Here is a 16,868-nt window from a genome sequence, read left to right as displayed (position 1 = left end):
AACTCCTCGGGTCAGTTGCGGCCGCGAAAGCGCGTCGGTCATCAGGCAGTTGCCGTGATCGACGGCCCTAACACGAACTCCATCAGCACGAACAGGATAACCAGGAGCACAAGGGAGGCCAGGTCGATGCTCACGGTACCAATTCGCAGCGGAGGGATCACACGCCTCAACGCGTTGAGAGGGGGATCAGTGACGCTCCACACGGATTCCAATCCTGCCGATGCGCCACGCCCCGGTTGCCAGCGACGGCCGTACTGCAGGACGGCGCTCAACACGAACCGGGACAGAAGAAGAAGCAGGAAGACATAAAGGATCAGGTACAGCACTTGCAGTAAGATCGACAACACGGTCAGCGACGTCCCTCGGGTCGGGCGGGGGTCAACTCAAACTGAAAAAGCCGCCCTCAGCGATCTTGGCCTTGTCCTCAGCGGTGACCTGGACGTTAGCCGGTGAGAGCAGGAACACCCGATTGGTCACCCGCTCGATCGTACCGCGCAGGCCGAACGCCAGACCGGCCGCGAAGTCAACCAGACGGCGGGCGTCGGCCTCATCCATTTCGGTGAGATTGATGATCACCGGGACGCCGTCGCGGAAGTGCTCACCGATGGTGCGCGCCTCCCGGTAGGTGGTCGGGTGCAGGGTGGTGATCTGGTAGCGCTGCTCCTCCTCGGGAAGGGCCCGCTCCCGCGACGCGACCTGCGGCGCCAGGGCCAGGTTGTCGCGGGTGTGGTACGACAAGGCGCCGGAGGTCTCGCCCGCCGACGACCGGGTGATCGACCGCACGCTGGACCGCTCGGCCCGCTCCGCGCGCTCGCCGTCACCACGCTCGGACTCGCTCAACCGCCCGCTCGCCCGCTCGGAGAGTCGACCCCGCTCAGTGGCACGCGGCCGGGGAGCCGGCGGCTCCTCGGTGTCGTCCTCGTCCTCGTCGGCGAACTCCTCGGCGTACCGGCTCTGCCGGTACCGCGAGTCGCGGTAGCCACCCTTGTCGTAACCACCGTCGTCGTAGGCCCGCTCGTCGTCTTCTTCGACCAGACCGAGCCAGACCCCCGCCTTGCGCAGTGCACCCATCCCGCGCCCTTCCGTCCGCCGTGCGGCACGCGCCCCCGTGCCATGTCGCCCGTCGCGAGTGGACAACCATGCCCATCGGACCGGAACCGCAATCCCCCCAGCACGCGATTCGCGTCGCGCGCCCGACCCCGACCAGGAGCGCCGCTCCCCTGAAACAACACTGATGTAATTTGCATGTCTCGCGGTCAGGCTACCGCAGCGTGGGACGCATTCCGAGCAACGCGCTACCGACGCGTACATGTGTCGCGCCGTATCGGATCGCGATGTCGAAATCCCCGCTCATCCCCGCGGACAGCCCGGTGGCTCCCGGATGGACCGTCCGAAAGGCGGCGGCCACCTCGGCGAGTCGGGCGAAGGCGCGTTCCGGCTCCCACCCCAGCGGAGCCACCGCCATCAGACCGACCAGACGCAGACCCGGCGCGTCGGCGATCGCCTCGGCCACCGGCTCCAGCCCGGCGCCCGGATCGGCCGAGCCGGGCAGCGCACCGCCCCGGGCCGCGTCGCCGTCGATGCTCACCTGGACCATGGCGTCCAGTGGCGCCTCCCGGTCGACTGTCGCGGCCGCCAACGCCCGGGCCAGCCGAACGCTGTCCACCGAGTGCACCGCGTCGGCGTAGCGGACCACCGAGCGGGCCTTGTTGCGCTGCAACTGGCCGATGAAGTGCCAGCGGGGGCGTACCCCGGCAGCGGCCACCTCGGCGGCCTTACCGGCCGCCTCCTGGTCGCGGTTCTCCCCCACGTCGGTCACCCCGAGCCCGGCCAGCGCCACCACGTCGCTGGCCGGGTAGGTCTTCGTCACGGCGATCATCGTGACCTCGGCGCGGTCCCGACCGGCCTGCGCGCAGGCGTCGGCGATACGGGACCGGATCTGGGCCAGGCCGGCCGCCAGTTCGGCGTGCCGGTCCGGTCGTACCGTGGCTGAGCTGTCGGTCATCGGCGGTGCTCAGGACCCGTTCTTGAGGAAGTCGGGCACGTCCACGTCGTCGAAGAGCACGCGGCGCGGCGACTGGGCCGGTGCCGGGTTGCTGACCGGTGCCGGCACCGGGGTGCTCTGCGGCGCCGGCTGGTTGGTGTTGGTCTTGCGGGTCGGCTCGGCCGCCTTGTACGCCGGAGTGCCGCCGTCGAAGCCCGCCGCGATGACCGTCACCCGCACCTCGTCGCCGAGCGCGTCGTCGATGACCGCGCCGAAGATGATGTTGGCGTCCGGGTGGGCCGCGTCGGTGACCAGTTGGGCGGCGTCGTTGATTTCGAACAGGCCCAGGTCGGAGCCGCCGGCGATGGAGAGCAGCACACCCCGCGCGCCGTCCATGCTCTGCTCCAGCAGCGGGCTGGAGATGGCCGCCTCGGCCGCCTCGACCGCGCGGTTCTCCCCGCGGGCGCTGCCGATGCCCATCAACGCGCTGCCGGCGCCGCTCATCACGCTCTTGACGTCGGCGAAGTCCAGGTTGATCAGACCCGGGGTGGTGATCAGGTCGGTGATGCCCTGCACACCGGAGAGCAGCACCTGGTCCGCCGTGCGGAACGCGTCCATCATGCTGATGTTGCGGTCACCCAGGGCCAGCAGCCGGTCGTTCGGGATCACGATGAGCGTGTCGCACTGGTTGCGCAGCTCGTCTATTCCCGTCTCGGCCTGCACCTGGCGGCGCTTGCCCTCGAAGGAGAACGGCCGGGTCACCACGCCGATGGTCAGCGCGCCGAGCTTGCGGGCGATGTTGGCGACCACGGGCGCGCCACCGGTGCCGGTGCCGCCGCCCTCACCGCAGGTCACGAAGACCATGTCGGCGCCCTTGAGCACCTCCTCGATCTCGTCGCGGTGGTCCTCGGCGGCGTTCTTGCCGACGTCGGGGTTGGCCCCGGCCCCCAGGCCACGGGTCAGCTCCCGGCCGACGTCGAGCTTGACGTCGGCGTCACTCATCAACAGCGCCTGGGCATCGGTGTTGATCGCGATGAACTCGACGCCCTTGAGCCCAACCTCGATCATCCGGTTGACGGCGTTGACGCCGCCTCCCCCGATGCCGACGACCTTGATGACCGCCAGGTAGTTGTGCGGAGGTGTCATCTCCGGTCCTTTCCTTCGAGATTGGCTTCGGCCGACCGGGTACGGCGTGGCCAGACCAGCGGCCGACGACAGCTGTCACCAGCGAGAGTCAGGGGTGAACCCTCACCCTCTACTAGAGGCTTACAGTTATGTCAACCACTGAACCTCTTCGGGGCAACGTAAGCGCCACCGCGCGATGAGCCAAGGACCCGGCCGGCGTGTCGCCGACCCGAGCGCGACGGCTCACCCTCCACGGCGCTCCCCGGTCAGCGAAAGGTCACCACGTCGGGCGCGCTCACGTCGATCCGCGCGGCGTCCTCGTGCAACAGGGCGGTGGCCACCCGGGCCTTGTCCGTGCCCCGCGTCGCGTCCCCCCAGACAACCGTCCGGTCCCCCTTCAACCGCAGGCTGATCCGGGCCAGCCCCTCCACCCGGACGTCCACCAACTCGGCGCGCAGCTGCGGAGTCAGCGCGGTGAGGACGTCCAGCGCGGCCCGGGTGCCCGGGTCGTCGGCGGCCGGGCGGGTCACCGTCACCTGCGGCAGCTCGGCGGGGCGTCGGTCCACCGTCCGGAACGCCACCCCGCTGCGGTCGATCAGGGCGAACGCCTCCCCCTGCGGCACCGCCGCCACCGGGGTCCGCTCGGTCACCCGCACCACGAGCGTGTCGGGCCAGTCCCGGGAGACCGTGGCCCGCTCCACCGCCGGCAGCGCGCCGACCCGGCGGGCGGCGGCAGCCAGATCCACCCGGGCCAGCGGCACCCCGTCCGGCACGGCGACCGCGTCGTGCACCTGCACCGGGGTGACCAGGTCGGCACCCTCCACCCGCACGTCCCGGACCCCGAACAGCCCGGTGCCGAGCACCGTCCAGGCGACCAGCCCGGCCAGCGCGAGCACCCCGGCGGCCACCGCCCACGGCAGCGCCGCACGCATGCGACGCTGCCGCGCACGGGCCATGAACCGACGGGTCGAGGGCGGCACCGCGTCGCGGCCCGCCCGGACCAGCTGCCACCGCCGCGCCGGACCACGGCGCGGGGCGCCACCGTCGGCGGCGCGGGTCCGCCCTCGGGCCGGGCCGGGACTCATCCGGCCAGGGGCGCCGCGCCGCCGGGTGCGGCGGTGCCACCGAGAGCCGCTCCGTCGCCGCCGGCCGTGGCCCCGCCGGGCACCGGATCGCCGATCGCCGGGGACGTGGCCACCGGGTCGACGGTCGCGGTCGGTGCGGGACCGGCCGCACGGTCACCCAGGGCGGCCAGCAACTCGTCGCCCATCAGCGAGATCGGCGGGGCGCCCATGGTGACCACCACGTCCCCCGAGCGGGCCCGGCGGGCCACCTCGATCGGTGCCTGCTCCCAGGACTCCACGAAGACCTTGCGGTCGGCGGGCAACGCCACCGCCGCGATCAGCGCCGCCGAGCCCTCGCCGGGCTGGCGCAACTCGCCCGGCCCGAAGACCTCCAGCAGCACCACCTCGTCGGCGAGGGCCAGCGCATCGGCGATCTCCGCCTGGTTGTCGCGGGTGCGGTACAGCCGGTACGGCTGGAAGACGACGATCAGCCGGCCGTCCCCGGCGACCTCGCGCAGCGTCTGCATGGCGAGGGTCATCGAGGTCGGGTGGTAGGCGTACTCGTCGTAGACCAGCACGCCGTCCGCGAGACCCTTGCGCTCGAAGCGCCGTCGCACGCCGGGGAAGACCGCCAGCGCGGCCTCCGCCGCCTCCAGGGGCAGCTTCAGCAGGTACGCGGTCAGCACCGCGGCGGCGCTGTTCAGTCCCATGTGCCGCCCCGGCACCGGCAGCCGGAACTCGCCAAGCGACCGGCCGTCGATCGCGGCCAGGTAGCGCACCCCACGTGCGGAGGAGACGACGTCGGTCAACCGCAGGTCGGCGTCGGCGGCCTCGCCGTAGGTGAACACCCGCCGCCCCTCGGCGCGCAGGCTCTCGGCCAGCCGTCGACCACCCGGGTCGTCGGCGCAGGTGATGATGAACCCGTCCGGGTCGGTGAGGCGGGCGAACTCCACGAACGCCGCCTCAAGCGTCGCGTAGTCGCCGTAGGTGTTGAGGTGGTCGGCCTCGACGTTGGTGATGATCGAGACGTACGGGCGGTAGATGAGGAACGAGCGGTCGCTCTCGTCCGCCTCGACCACGAAGTGCTCGCCGGTGCCGTGGTGGGCACCCGAGCCGACCTCGGAGATCTCCCCGCCGATCACGAAGGACGGGTCCACACCGGCCTGCTGGAGCACCATCGTCACCATCGAGGTGGTGGTGGTCTTGCCGTGCGTGCCGGCGACCGCCACCGCCCGGCGGCCGGTCATCGCCGCAGCCAGGGCCTCCGAGCGGTGCAGCACCCGCAGACCGCGCCGACGTGCCTCGACCAGCTCCAGGTGGTCCTGCGGAATGGCCGACGAGTAGACGACGGTGTCCACGCCGTCGAGGTTCGTCGTCTCGTGGCTCAGGTGGATGGTGCCGCCGAGCGCCCGCAGGCCCGCCAGCGAGGGCCACTCCCGCAGGTCGCTGCCGGAAACCCGGATGCCGCGGGTGAGCAGCAGTCGGGCCACGCCGAGCATGCCCACCCCACCCACGCCGATCAGGTGCACGGCGCCCAGGTCCTCGGCGGTGAGCGTGCCGGCCGGGGTGAACTGGGCGGTCACCGGGCCACCGCCTCGATGACGAAGGACCGCAGGGCCTCGTCGCCGTCGCGCCGCCCGTACGCCGCCGCCGCCGCGCCCATCGCGTACAACCGCTGGGGGTCGCGGATGAGGGGGATGACGGTGCGCTCCAACCAGTCCGGTGTGAGCTCCGCGTCGTCGACGAGCAGCCCGCCGCCGGCCTCCACCACGGGCAGCGCGTTGCGCCGCTGCTCCTGGTTGCTGTGCGGGTACGGCACGTAGATGGTGGGCTGCCCGATGGCGGCCACCTCGGCGACGGTCATCGCCCCACCCCGGGCCAGCATCAGGTCGGCGGCGGCGTAGCCCAGCTCCATCTCGGACAGGTAGGGCAACGTCACGTACGGCACCGGCAGGTCGGTGGGGATCGGCACCGGCTCGTTGCGGGCGCCCATCACGTGCAGCACCTGCACGCCGTTGCGGGCCAACTCCTTGGCCGCCCCGGAGACCGCCAGGTTGATCGAGCGGGCACCCGACGAGCCGCCGGAGACGAAGAGCACCGGCAGGTCCGGGCGGAGCCCGAAGTGGGCGCGGGCGGCGTTGCGCAGCGCGTACCGGTCCAACCCCGCGATGCTGCGGCGCAGCGGCACCCCGACGATCGTGGCGTCGCGCAGCGACTCGGCCTGGCTCGGCTGGTGCGGAAAACCGACGGCGATGTTCTTGGTGAACTTCATGCCCAGCCGGTTGGCCACACCCGGCGGCACGTTCACCTCGTGGATCACCATGGGCAGCTCCCGGCGCCACGCGGCGAGGTAGGCCGGCACCGAGACGTACCCACCGAAGCCGACGACCACGTCGGCCTTCACCTCGTCGATCACCTTGCCCGCGGCGCGCGCCGCGGTCCACATCCGCCCCGGGGTACGGACCAGGTTCATGTTGACCGACCGGGGCAGCTGGTACGCGGGGATCTGCCGCAGGTCGTAGCCCTGCGGCGGGATCAGGTCGTTCTCCATGCCCTTGGGTGTGCCGAGGCAGGTGATCCGGACGCCCGGGTCGTGTCGGCGCAGGCAGTCGGCGAAGGCGAGCAACGGGTAGATGTGCCCCCCGGTGCCACCTCCCGCGAGCACCACCGAACGCAGCGGACCCATCAGCGTCTCCTCTCGCTCGCCGTACCCCCGCGGCTGCGGTCCTGGCGGACCCCGCGCGGCGCGGCCTGGTCGTCGTGGCGCCGCTCGCGGGACCGGGGCACGGACCCTCGGCCAGCCGGCGGCGGCGTCGCCGGTCGGCGGCGCCGGCCGGGAAGCGGCGGCAACGGGGCCCAGAGTAGTCGGACCCACCGGGCCGGCGGACGGGCATGCAGTGCTCTGGCCGCATCGGGTTCGGCACGGGCGAAGGATGCCAGCATGCCGATCGCGGCCAACGTCACGACCAGGGCACTTCCACCGTCGGAGATGAACGGCAACGGCAGGCCGGTGATCGGCAGCAGCCCGACCACCCCCCCGATGTTGATCACGGCCTGGCTGACCAGCCAGGTGGTCACGGCGGCGGCGGCGAGCCGACGGAACGGGTCGTCGACCCGGCGGGCGATCCGCAACCCGGTGTACGCGAGGACCGCGAACAGGCTGAGGATGACGACACACCCGATCACGCCCAGCTCCTCGGCGATGATCGCGAAGATGAAGTCGTTGTGCGCCTCGGGTAGCCAGTCCCACTTCAGGCTGCCCTTGCCCAGCCCGACACCGAACCAGCCGCCGTGCTCGATGGCCAGCCGCCCCTGGTAGAACTGGAGGCAGTCGTTGAGTTTGCAGGTCTCCGGGTCCGGCGGGTTGAAGAACATGTCCAGCCGGGCGAGGCGGTAGTTGTCCGCGCCGCGCTCGCCGGAGCCGGCGCCCAGCGAGGCCACCGCGACGAGCAGGCCGACGCCGAGCAGACCGACCACCGTCAGGGCGCCGAAGACCCGCATCCGCACGCCGGCGGCCCAGAGCAGGCCGACCACCAGGGCCAGCAGGCAGAGCATGGTGCCCGTGTCGTTGTAGCCGACCAGGACGAAGAGCAGACCCAGCACCGGGAAGAGCGGGGTGGCCAACTCCCGCCACCAGCCGAGCGCCGCCCCCTTACGGGCGATGACATGCGAACCCCACAGCACCAGCGCGAACTTGGCCAGCTCGGAGGGCTGCACCTGGATCCCGCCGATGAACAGCCAGTTCAGCGTTGCCTCGACCGGCCCGAACACGACCGTATCCTGACGGGTGAGCCGGCCGTAGGCCACCAGCAGGTTGAGCACCAGCAGCAGCGCGATCGAGGTGAACAGCAGCGGCCGGCCCAGCGACCGGTAGGTGCTGGCGGGCAGGCGCTGGCAGGCCCAGAACGCCCCGATGCCCAGCACCGCGAAGATGGCCTGCTTGGTCACCGACGCCGAGGCGTTGCCGTCCTCGGCGAAGTCCTTCACGCTGGTCGCCGAGAAGACCATGGTCAGCCCGATCAGCAGCAGCAGGCCGGCGCTGGACAACAGCAGGTAGTAGGAGGCCAGCGGCCGGTCCAGCAGGCCGCGCAGCGCGGCGAGCCCGCCGGCCGCGTCCAGCCCGCGCAGCGGCACGGGCGGTTCCGGCTCACGCGACGCCGCACCGGGCTCCGGCTCACGCGATGTCGCACCTGGCCTCGGCGCACGCGAGGCCGTGCCGGGCTTGGGACCGGGCCGGTCGTCCGGGCCGCGCGGCGGCATGGTGCCCGCCGAGCCCGATGGCCGCCTCGGCCGGTCAGCTGTCCTGTCGTCGGTGCCTGGTTCCTCCCCCACCCCGACATCATCTCCGCTAGCCACGCCGGGCGAGCCCACAACGAAACCCCCGGCGTGTCGAACCGCCAAGATCCGCACAACGTCGGGACGTTGCGCGGATCTTGGGAGGGTGGGGGTGGGCGGTGCGGATCAGGTCATGTTCGCCAGGAACTCGCTGTAGAACAGGCCCAGGGCGATGGCCACCCCGATGCCGGCGATGATCCAGAAGCGCACCACGATGTTGACCTCGCTCCAGCCGGCCAGCTCGAAGTGGTGCTGGAGGGGCGACATCCGGAACACCCGTTTACCTGTGGTCTTGAAGGAGATGATCTGGATCACCACGGACATCGTGATGATCACGAAGAGACCACCGATGATCGGCAGCAGCAGGATGGTGCGCGTCGACATCGCCATGCCGGCGATCAGACCACCCAGCCCCAACGCCCCGGTGTCGCCCATGAAGATCCGCGCCGGCGACGTGTTCCACCAGAGGAAGCCCACACAGGCCCCGGCGGCGGCCCCGGCGATCAGCGCGATCTCCAACGGGTCGCGGACCTCGTAGCAGTACGGCTGGGTGTAGTTCGGGTCGGCGCACCAGTGCCGGTACTGCCAGAACGCGATGAGCGCGTACGAGGCGAGCACCATCACCGACGCGCCGGTGGCCAGGCCGTCCAGACCGTCGGTGAGGTTCACGCCGTTCGTCGCGGCCATCACCACGAAGATGAAGATGATCACCGCGCCGACCTTGCTGACCTCCAGGGCGTCGATGTCCCGGATGAAGCTCAGCGTCGTGCTGCCCACCGTCTCGGTGTTGGTCGCCACGCCCGACCCGTTGGTCATCGTGCTCGGGAACCACAGCGCGATCACCCCGAAGACCGCACCGACCAGGATCTGGCCGAGCAGCTTGCCGCGCTTGTTCAGACCGGCGCTGTTGCGCTTGCGCACCTTGAGGAAGTCGTCGAGGAAACCCACCGCGCCGGAGAAGACCATCAGCCCCAGCAGCACCAGCGCGGTGATGGTCGGCTCCACCTGGGCGATCTGCTGGTCCGGCAGGGTGGTCAGGGCGAGGTGCCCGGCCACGTACGCGATCACCGTGGCCAGGATGAAGACCACGCCACCCATCGTGGGCGTGCCCTTCTTGCCCTGGTGCATGGCCGGGCCGTCGGACCGGATCGGCTGACCGGCCTTGAGCCGGGTGAACACCTTGATCGCGATGGGGGTGCAGAACAGCGAGACGATGAAGGCCACCCCGATGGCGACGATGACCGCCCTCATCGGGTCGGCTCCCCGCCGGTGTCGGCGCGCAGGGCGTCGGCCACCTCCCAGGTCCGGTACCGGGAGCCCTTGACCAGGACGACGTCACCCGGTCGTAGTTCGCCCCGCAGCACCTCGACGGCCGCCGCCTGATCGGTGAGCAGCACCGACTCTCCTCCCCAGTTCGCTACCGCTGTCGCGCCTTCGTGGATCGGCGCGGCCGGCTCGCCCACCACGAGCAGCCGGTCGACACCCAGCTCGGCCGCGAGTCGGCCGACCTCGGCGTGGCCGTCGTACTCGAACGGACCCAGCTCGGCCATGTAACCAAGCACCGCGACGGTACGCCGTCCCTGGCCGATGCTGGCCAGCGCCCGCACCGCCACCGCCATCGAGGCCGGGTTGGCGTTGTACGAGTCGTCGATGACTGTCACCCCGTCGGGGCGGTCGAAGACGTCCATCCGGCGGGTCGAGATCAACGTCAACTCGCCGAGGGCCGGCGCCAGCTCGGCCAGCGGCAGGCCCAACTCCCGGGCCACCGCCGCCGCGGCGAGGGTGTTGCCGACCTGGTGCCGCCCGGTCAGCCCGAGCCGCACCGGCGCGCGCCCCTCCGGGGTGACCAGGGTGTACGACGCACGCCCCCGCTCGTCGAGCGTGACGTCCTCGGCGCGCACGTCGGCGTCCGGCGCCTCGCCGTAGCGGACCACGCGGGCCCGCGTCCGGCTCGCCATCGCGTCCACCCGTGGGTCGTCGGCGTTCAGCACGGCCAGCCCGTCCGGTGGCAGCGCCTCGACCAGCTCGCCCTTGGCCTGCGCGATGGCCTCCTGCGAGCCGAACTCGCCGATGTGCGACGTGCCGACGTTGAGCACCACGGAGATCCGGGGCGGCACCAGCTCACACAGGTAACGGACGTGCCCGATCCCGCGCGCGCCCTTCTCCATCACCAGGTAACGGGTGTCCGGCCCGGCCCGCAACGCGGTGTACGGGTGCCCCAGCTCGTTGTTGAACGACCCGGGTGGCGCCACCGTGGCCCCGAGCCGGGTGGTGAGCTGACCGATCAGGTCCTTCGTGGTGGTCTTGCCCGACGAGCCGGTCACGCCGACCACCGTCAACCCGGGCAGCCGGTCCACCACGGCGCGAGCCAGCCGGCCCATCGCGGTCAGGGCGTCGTCGACGAGCACCATCGGCACCCCGGGCACCTCGCGGCTGCCGAGCACCGCCACCGCGCCGGCCTGGACCGCCGTCGTCGCGTAGTCGTGCCCGTCGACCTTCTCCCCCGGGAAGGCCACGAAGAGCGAACCGGGCCCCACCTTGCGCGAGTCGAACTCCACCGAACCGGTGACGGTGGCGGTCGGGTCGGCGCCCACCAGCCGCCCGTCGACGGCCGCGGCCACGTCGGCCAGGCTCAGCGCGATCACCGCTGACCCGCCAGGTTCCCGAAGCGGGCCCGCAGTGCGTCGGCCAGCTCCGTGTTGTCGTCGAACGGAAGCACCTCGCCCGCCACCTCTTGGCCTCGTTCGTGCCCCTTGCCGAGCAGCGCGATCACGTCGCCCGGCTCGGCCAGCCGAACCGCCTCGTCGATCGCCGCGCGCCGGCCGGACACCTCGATGATCCGGGCGGCCGTGCCGGCCCGGTACGCCCCGGCGAGCACCTCGGCGCGGATCTCCGCCGGGTCCTCGGTACGGGGGTTGTCGTCGGTCACCAGCACCACGTCGGCTCCCTGCGCGGCGGCGGCACCCATCACCGGCCGCTTGCCCCGGTCCCGGTCGCCGCCGGCGCCGATCACACAGATCAACCGGCCGACGCTCAGCTCGCGCAGCGCGGCCAGCGCGGCCACGATCGCGTCCGACTTGTGCGCGTAGTCGACCACCCCGCGCACCGGCCCGACACTGTCGACCAGCTCCAACCGGCCCGGCACCCCACCGCAGGCGGCCACGCCGGTCGCCGCGGTCGCCGGGTCCACTCCGGCGCCCACCAGGGCGGCGATGGCCAACAGCGCGTTGGCCACGTTGTGCCGGCCGGGCAGCGCCACCCCGGCGGGCAGGACCACGCCGTCCGGGCCGTGCGCGGTGAACCGCTGGGCGTACCCCTCGCCGCCCACGCCGTCGGCCCACCAGGTCGCGCCCTGGTCACCGGCCGCCGAGTAGGTGACCGTGGTCGGCTTGTGCAGTGGCAGCAACGCCGGGTCGTCGTGGTTGAGCACCTCGACCGCACAGCGCCCGTCGAAGAGCTGGGCCTTCGCGGCGAAGTAGTCGTCGCTGTCGGCGTGGAAGTCCAGGTGGTCGGAGCCGAAGTTGGTGTAGCCCCCGACGGCGAACCGGACACCGCCCACCCGGCCCATGGCCAGCGCGTGGCTGGAGACCTCCATGACCACGGCGGTCACCCCGCGTTCGCGGGCGGTGGCCAGCATGGCGTGCAGGTCGGTCGCCTCGGGGGTGGTGCGCACGCTGTCGATCACCAGGTCACCGAGCCGGGTCTCCACGGTGCCGATCAGCCCGGTGGTGTGCCCGGCGGCCCGCAGCCCCGACTCGACCAGGTACGCGGTGGAGGTCTTTCCGGCGGTGCCGGTCACGCCGATCACGGTGAGCGCGGCGGTCGGGTCGCCGTAGACCGCCGAGGCCAGCTCGCCGAGCACCGCGCGGGGGTCGGGCACCACCAGGGCGGGCAGACCGCTCGCCGCCGCCAGCTCGGCGCCGGCCGGGTCGGTCAACAGGGCCACCGCGCCGGCCTCGGCGGCGCCGGCGGCGAACTCCGCGCCGTGCCGGCGCGCACCCGGCAGCGCCGCGTACAGGTCGCCGGGGCGGACCTCCTGGCTGGCGTGGGTGGCCCCGGTGACGGTCACCGCGGCGGCGTCCGCCGGGAGGTCGACGGCGAGCCGGACGGCGAGGTCACCGAGCCGGACTCCGGTCACGGTACGTGGACGTGGATTGCCAGGCACGGCGTCAGACCCTACCCGGTCGTCCGGTTCCGGCCGTACAGCCGCCCCGGTGGTTCGTCGGCACCCACCGATGATGTCCCGCCGCCGCTGCTCAGCGCGGATAGACCACGAACTTGGGTGCCGAACCACCGGTGGACGGCGGCACGCGATAGTGACGCAGGGTGAACTGCATCATGTCGCGAAACGCCGGATTGGCGATCGCCGCGCCCCCACCGTCGGGCGCGTACACGAAGACCGCGATCACGTACCGGGGGTTCTCGGCGGGAGCCATGCCGATGAAGGAGGACACCTCGCCGCGCTGCTTCTTGCCGTCCACCAACCGCCAGCCGGTGCCGGTCTTGCCGGCGACCCGGTAGCCGGGGACCGCGGCGGTGGTCCCGGTGGCCTGGTCGACCGTGGTGACCGCCTCCAGCATGGTGCGCAGGGCTGCCGCGTTCTGCGGGCTGAGCACCGACCGGGTCACCGGCGCCGGCGCGGGGGTGCGCTTGCCGTCCGGGCCGATCACCTCCTTGACCAGGTGCGGCTGCACGTAGGTGCCGTTGTTGGCGATGGCGGCGTACGCGGCGGTCATCTGTAGCGGGGTGGCGTCGACGCTGTGCCCGATCGGCACCGACCCGTACGACGACCCGCTCCACTCCTCGGCCGGCAGCAGTCGCCCGGTGGCCTCCCCCGGCATTCCCTCGCCGGTGGGCCGACCCAGCCCGAACCGCTTCTGGTAGTCGATCAGGCGGTCCCGGCCGAGCTTGTCGGCGACCGTGATGGCGCCGACGTTCGACGAGTAGGCGAGCATCCCCGGGATGCTCATCCGTTTGCCGTTGGCCGGGTGCGTGTCGGAGAACCAGGTGTCGCCCATCTTGATGCTGTTGGCGATGGGCAGCGTGGTGTCCGGCGTGATCACCCCCTCCTGGAGGGCCGCGCCGTAGGTGATCGCCTTGTGGATCGAGCCGGGATCGACGATGAAGCTGGTCGCCGCGTCCTCCCGCTCGACCGGGTCGCTGTCCGCCGGCTTCGCCGCGCTGTAGGTGGGATCGCTGGCCTGGGCCAGCACCGCGCCGGAGGGGATTTCCATGATCACGGCCGCGCCGGTGCCACCGCGCTGCTTGGCCATGCCCTCGCTGAGGATCTGCTGCGTCCGGAACTGCAGGTCGCCGTCGATGGTGAGGGCTAGCGAACTGCCCGGCTTGGCGGGAGTGGTCTGGCTGTAGCCACCCGGAATCGGCGCACCGAGGCCGGCCTCGTACCGCCGCTGGCCGTCCTGCCCGGCGAGCACGTCGTCGTAGCGGGCCTCCAGCCCTTCCAGCCCGACCATGTCCTGGCTGGTGAAGCCGATCAGGTTCGCCGCCAGGTCACCACCGGGCACCTCGCGGCGCTCGTCGCGGTGCACCCCGATGCCGCGTAGCTCCAGCGCCTGCACCCGCTTGGCGGTCGGGATCTCCACCCCCCGGGCCAGGTAGGTGAATTTGGAGAGGTTGCCGTTCTCCAGCTTGCGCGGCTTCATCAGCTCGACGAGCTTCGACGCCGGGATGCTGAGCAGCGGGGAGAGCGCCTTGGCGGCGGCGGCCGGGTCCTGCACCTCGGTCGGGTCGGCGAACACGTACCGTGCCTCGACGCTGCGGGCCAGCGGGGCGCCGGTGCTGTCGTAGATCGCGCCCCGCGGCGCCGGCAGTATGACCTTGATGGTGCGGTCGGCGACGCCGCCACCGGCGTATGCCGGGGCGTCGACCGCCTGGAGGAAGATCAGCCGGATTCCGATGGTCACGAACAACGTCAGGGCCAGCGCGGTGCCCAGCCGCAGCCGCAGCCGCGAGTCGGCCAGCTTCGGCGGACGCGGTGGCTTGCGCGACGGCCGCCGGGCCGCCGGGCGGTCGGCGCGGCGTGGCGCGCGCGGAGTGGTCCGTCGGCGCGGCGGCGGCTCGTCGACACCCGGACCACGCGGGGTACGCGGCGCGACGGTGCGCACCACGCCGCCGCGTCCGGCGGCGGGGGCGTCACGTCGGCCGGCCCGGGCGGCGGCCCGGCCACCGTCGAGCACCTGCAACGCCGGCCGGAACGGGTCGCCGGAGCGGGTGCTGCGCGGGGTACGCCGTTGTTCGGCGCCCACACCGCGCGGCGGCGTGCCGCGCTCGTCGCGGACGGTGCGGCCCCGTGGCGTGTACGCGCGGGCCCCGGAGATGCCCCCGATGCCCGGCTCAGCGGTGCGCGGCTCGGCGTCGGTGGGGGTGGCGTCACGCGAAGAACCGCGCCGGGTCCCCGTGGGGTCCCGGCGCGGCTCGTCCGACCGTCGTGGCACGGGTCAGCCTCCCGCACCCTGGCTGGTCACCGACGGCTTGCCGCTCGCCGGCTGCGGCACGCCGATGGTCTTGCCGTCCGGCAGCCGGATGTAGCCCGGCTCACCGGCGTCCACCAGGCCCAGCCGCCGCGCCTCGGCGATCAGGTTGCCCGGTGCCTCGGACTCGGCGATCTGCTTGTCCAGCTGCTGCTTCTCCAGGTCCAGTCGAGCCTGCTGCTGCTGCAGCCGCTCCAACCGGAACGCGTTCTCATTGATCTTGGTGTTGACCGCCAGGATGCCCAGCACCCCGCCGACCACCAGCACCACGATCAGCGCCGCGAACGGCGCACGCGGCACCGAGATCGGCGGTGGCGGCGCCACCCGCAGCCGAGGCGGCCGGGCGCCTGTGGCGTTGCCGGCCTTCTCGACCGGCCGCAGTGCGGCGGTGCCCTGGGTGGGGAACTCGCGCGCCCCCCGGGCGCGAGTCTCCCCCTGCTGGTTCACTCGATCGATGCGTGGCGTACCGTTTCCGAGGCGCGGAGCCCGCTCCGCCGCGGTCCGGCCCCCCGACCGCGGTGCGCGCTGCCCGCCGCCGGTGACGTCCCGGCGGTCGCGCTTGTCAATGCTCATGTCCCTCCCCCTCAACGTCCGTCCCTCTGCCGTCCCGGCGCCCCTGACCCCCCACGGATCAGGCGGACCCCGTGCCCGGTTGGTGCATTCCCTTCACCCGTCGGCGAGACCGTTCGCGGTCGGTCCGCCCAAGCTCTGTCACGTTCGGGTCGAGCCTTTCCGCGGCCCGCAGCCGCACCGAGGCGGCCCGCGGGTTCGCGGCGACCTCCGCCTCCGTGGGCAGTTCGGCGCCCCGGCTGAGCAGCCGGAACGTCGGACCGGACCCGGGAAGCTCGACCGGGAGGTCGACCGGGCCCTTACTGCGGACCCGGTCCGCGAGCGCCACCTTGGTGAGCCTGTCCTCCAACGAGTGGTAGGACAGGACCACCATGCGACCGCCCACGGTCAGTGCGTCGAGTGCGGATGGCAGCGCTGACTCCAGCGCCGCCAGCTCTCTGTTTACCTCGATCCGTAAAGCCTGAAACGTTCTCTTTGCCGGGTGCCCGCCCGTTCGTCGGGCTGGTGCCGGAATGGACTCCCGGACCAGCTCCGCCAACCGCGCGGACGAGGTGATCCGGCCGCGTTCCCGCTCCCGCAGGATCGCCGAGGCGATCCGGCCGGCGAACTTCTCCTCGCCGTAGACCCGCAGCACCCGGGCCAGGTCCGGATGCGCATAGGTGTTGACCACCTCTTCGGCGGTCACCCCCCGGGTCTGGTCCATCCGCATGTCCAGTGGCGCGTCCTGGGCGTACGCGAACCCGCGGTCGGGCGCGTCCAACTGCAGCGACGAGACACCCAGGTCGAACAGGATGCCGTCGATGCCCGGATAGCCCAGCCGGTCCAACACGTCGGGCAGCTCGTCGTAGACGGCGTGCTCCAGGTGCACCCGATCGGCGAACCGGGCCAACCGGACCCGCGCGTGAGCGAGGGCCTCGGTGTCCCGGTCGAGCCCGATCAGGACCGTCTCCGGGTGCGCCTCGAGCACCGCCTCGGCATGCCCGGCCAGACCGAGCGTCGCGTCGACATGAACCGTCCGGCCGCCTCGACCCAGCGCGGGGGCCAGCAGCTCAAGACACCGCTCGAGCAGCACCGGCACGTGCGTGCCGCGCAACTCCCCCATGATGACCCCCACTGGTTGAAACGTCCGTTCTTCTCGTGCGCCTGTCGTCGGACGGCGCTGCCGTCGTACCGCCAGATCCCCATCCGCTCCCGCCGGACACCGGACCGTCGCCCGATGACTGGATCGTGCGCCTGGCACCGGGGAAGGGGTGCCAGGAACTCGAAAGCGGCTGGAGATCTCGCAGTACGTCGGGGCGC

General features: G+C 72.2%; 13 protein-coding genes and 1 pseudogene. All 14 read right to left on the bottom strand.

Annotated features, from left to right (window positions below; all coding sequences use genetic code 11):
- Window positions 1-41: 41 nt before the first annotated feature.
- Entirely contained in the window at window positions 42-347 is a 306-nt protein-coding gene (locus tag AB0B57_RS15725; RefSeq protein ID WP_357069555.1) for a YggT family protein, read from the bottom strand.
- A 31-nt stretch (window positions 348-378) separates the two neighbouring features.
- A complete protein-coding gene (locus AB0B57_RS15720; protein WP_357069553.1) occupies window positions 379-1,071 on the bottom strand; it encodes a cell division protein SepF in 693 nt (230 codons plus the stop codon).
- Between the two features lie 190 nt (window positions 1,072-1,261).
- Entirely contained in the window at window positions 1,262-2,005 is a 744-nt protein-coding gene (locus AB0B57_RS15715; protein WP_357069551.1) for a YggS family pyridoxal phosphate-dependent enzyme, read from the bottom strand.
- 9 nt (window positions 2,006-2,014) lie between these two features.
- A complete protein-coding gene (gene ftsZ, locus AB0B57_RS15710) occupies window positions 2,015-3,130 on the bottom strand; it encodes a cell division protein FtsZ (protein ID WP_357069549.1) in 1,116 nt (371 codons plus the stop codon).
- 245 nt (window positions 3,131-3,375) lie between these two features.
- The gene (locus tag AB0B57_RS15705; RefSeq protein ID WP_357069547.1) at window positions 3,376-4,194 is read right to left on the bottom strand and encodes an FtsQ-type POTRA domain-containing protein; all 819 of its coding nucleotides are present in this window, start codon (window positions 4,192-4,194) and stop codon (window positions 3,376-3,378) included.
- The gene (gene murC, locus AB0B57_RS15700; protein ID WP_357069545.1) at window positions 4,191-5,756 is read right to left on the bottom strand and encodes a UDP-N-acetylmuramate--L-alanine ligase; all 1,566 of its coding nucleotides are present in this window, start codon (window positions 5,754-5,756) and stop codon (window positions 4,191-4,193) included. The genes AB0B57_RS15705 and murC overlap by 4 nt, the downstream gene beginning before the upstream one ends.
- Window positions 5,753-6,859: an undecaprenyldiphospho-muramoylpentapeptide beta-N-acetylglucosaminyltransferase gene (gene murG, locus AB0B57_RS15695; protein WP_357069543.1), complete on the bottom strand. Its 1,107-nt coding sequence runs from the start codon at window positions 6,857-6,859 to the stop codon at window positions 5,753-5,755. Before murG ends, murC begins: the two co-directional genes overlap by 4 nt.
- Window positions 6,859-8,307: a putative peptidoglycan glycosyltransferase FtsW gene (locus AB0B57_RS15690; protein WP_357069541.1), complete on the bottom strand. Its 1,449-nt coding sequence runs from the start codon at window positions 8,305-8,307 to the stop codon at window positions 6,859-6,861. The genes murG and AB0B57_RS15690 overlap by 1 nt, the downstream gene beginning before the upstream one ends.
- Before the next feature lie 327 nt (window positions 8,308-8,634).
- Complete coding sequence (gene mraY / locus AB0B57_RS15685) at window positions 8,635-9,759, bottom strand: phospho-N-acetylmuramoyl-pentapeptide-transferase (RefSeq protein WP_357069539.1); 1,125 nt, start codon at window positions 9,757-9,759, stop codon at window positions 8,635-8,637.
- Entirely contained in the window at window positions 9,756-11,153 is a 1,398-nt protein-coding gene (gene murF, locus AB0B57_RS15680) for a UDP-N-acetylmuramoyl-tripeptide--D-alanyl-D-alanine ligase (RefSeq protein WP_357069537.1), read from the bottom strand. The genes mraY and murF overlap by 4 nt, the downstream gene beginning before the upstream one ends.
- A complete protein-coding gene (locus tag AB0B57_RS15675) occupies window positions 11,150-12,673 on the bottom strand; it encodes a UDP-N-acetylmuramoyl-L-alanyl-D-glutamate--2,6-diaminopimelate ligase (RefSeq protein ID WP_357069535.1) in 1,524 nt (507 codons plus the stop codon). Before AB0B57_RS15675 ends, murF begins: the two co-directional genes overlap by 4 nt.
- A gap of 91 nt (window positions 12,674-12,764) precedes the next feature.
- Window positions 12,765-14,963, bottom strand: a complete 2,199-nt coding sequence (locus tag AB0B57_RS15670; protein WP_357069533.1) for a penicillin-binding protein 2 — start codon at window positions 14,961-14,963, stop codon at window positions 12,765-12,767.
- A 3-nt stretch (window positions 14,964-14,966) separates the two neighbouring features.
- Entirely contained in the window at window positions 14,967-15,572 is a 606-nt protein-coding gene (locus AB0B57_RS15665; RefSeq protein ID WP_357069531.1) for a hypothetical protein, read from the bottom strand.
- Window positions 15,562-16,671 (bottom strand): annotated as a pseudogene (gene rsmH, locus AB0B57_RS15660) (16S rRNA (cytosine(1402)-N(4))-methyltransferase RsmH). The gene AB0B57_RS15665 and the pseudogene rsmH overlap by 11 nt, the downstream one beginning before the upstream one ends.
- Window positions 16,672-16,868 lie beyond the last annotated feature (197 nt).

Source organism: Micromonospora sp. NPDC049101 (genome assembly GCF_040648675.1).
Lineage (GTDB): Bacteria > Actinomycetota > Actinomycetes > Mycobacteriales > Micromonosporaceae > Micromonospora.
The sequence above is the reverse complement of the archived record's forward strand: the minus strand, read 5'-3'. Positions and strand labels throughout refer to the sequence as shown.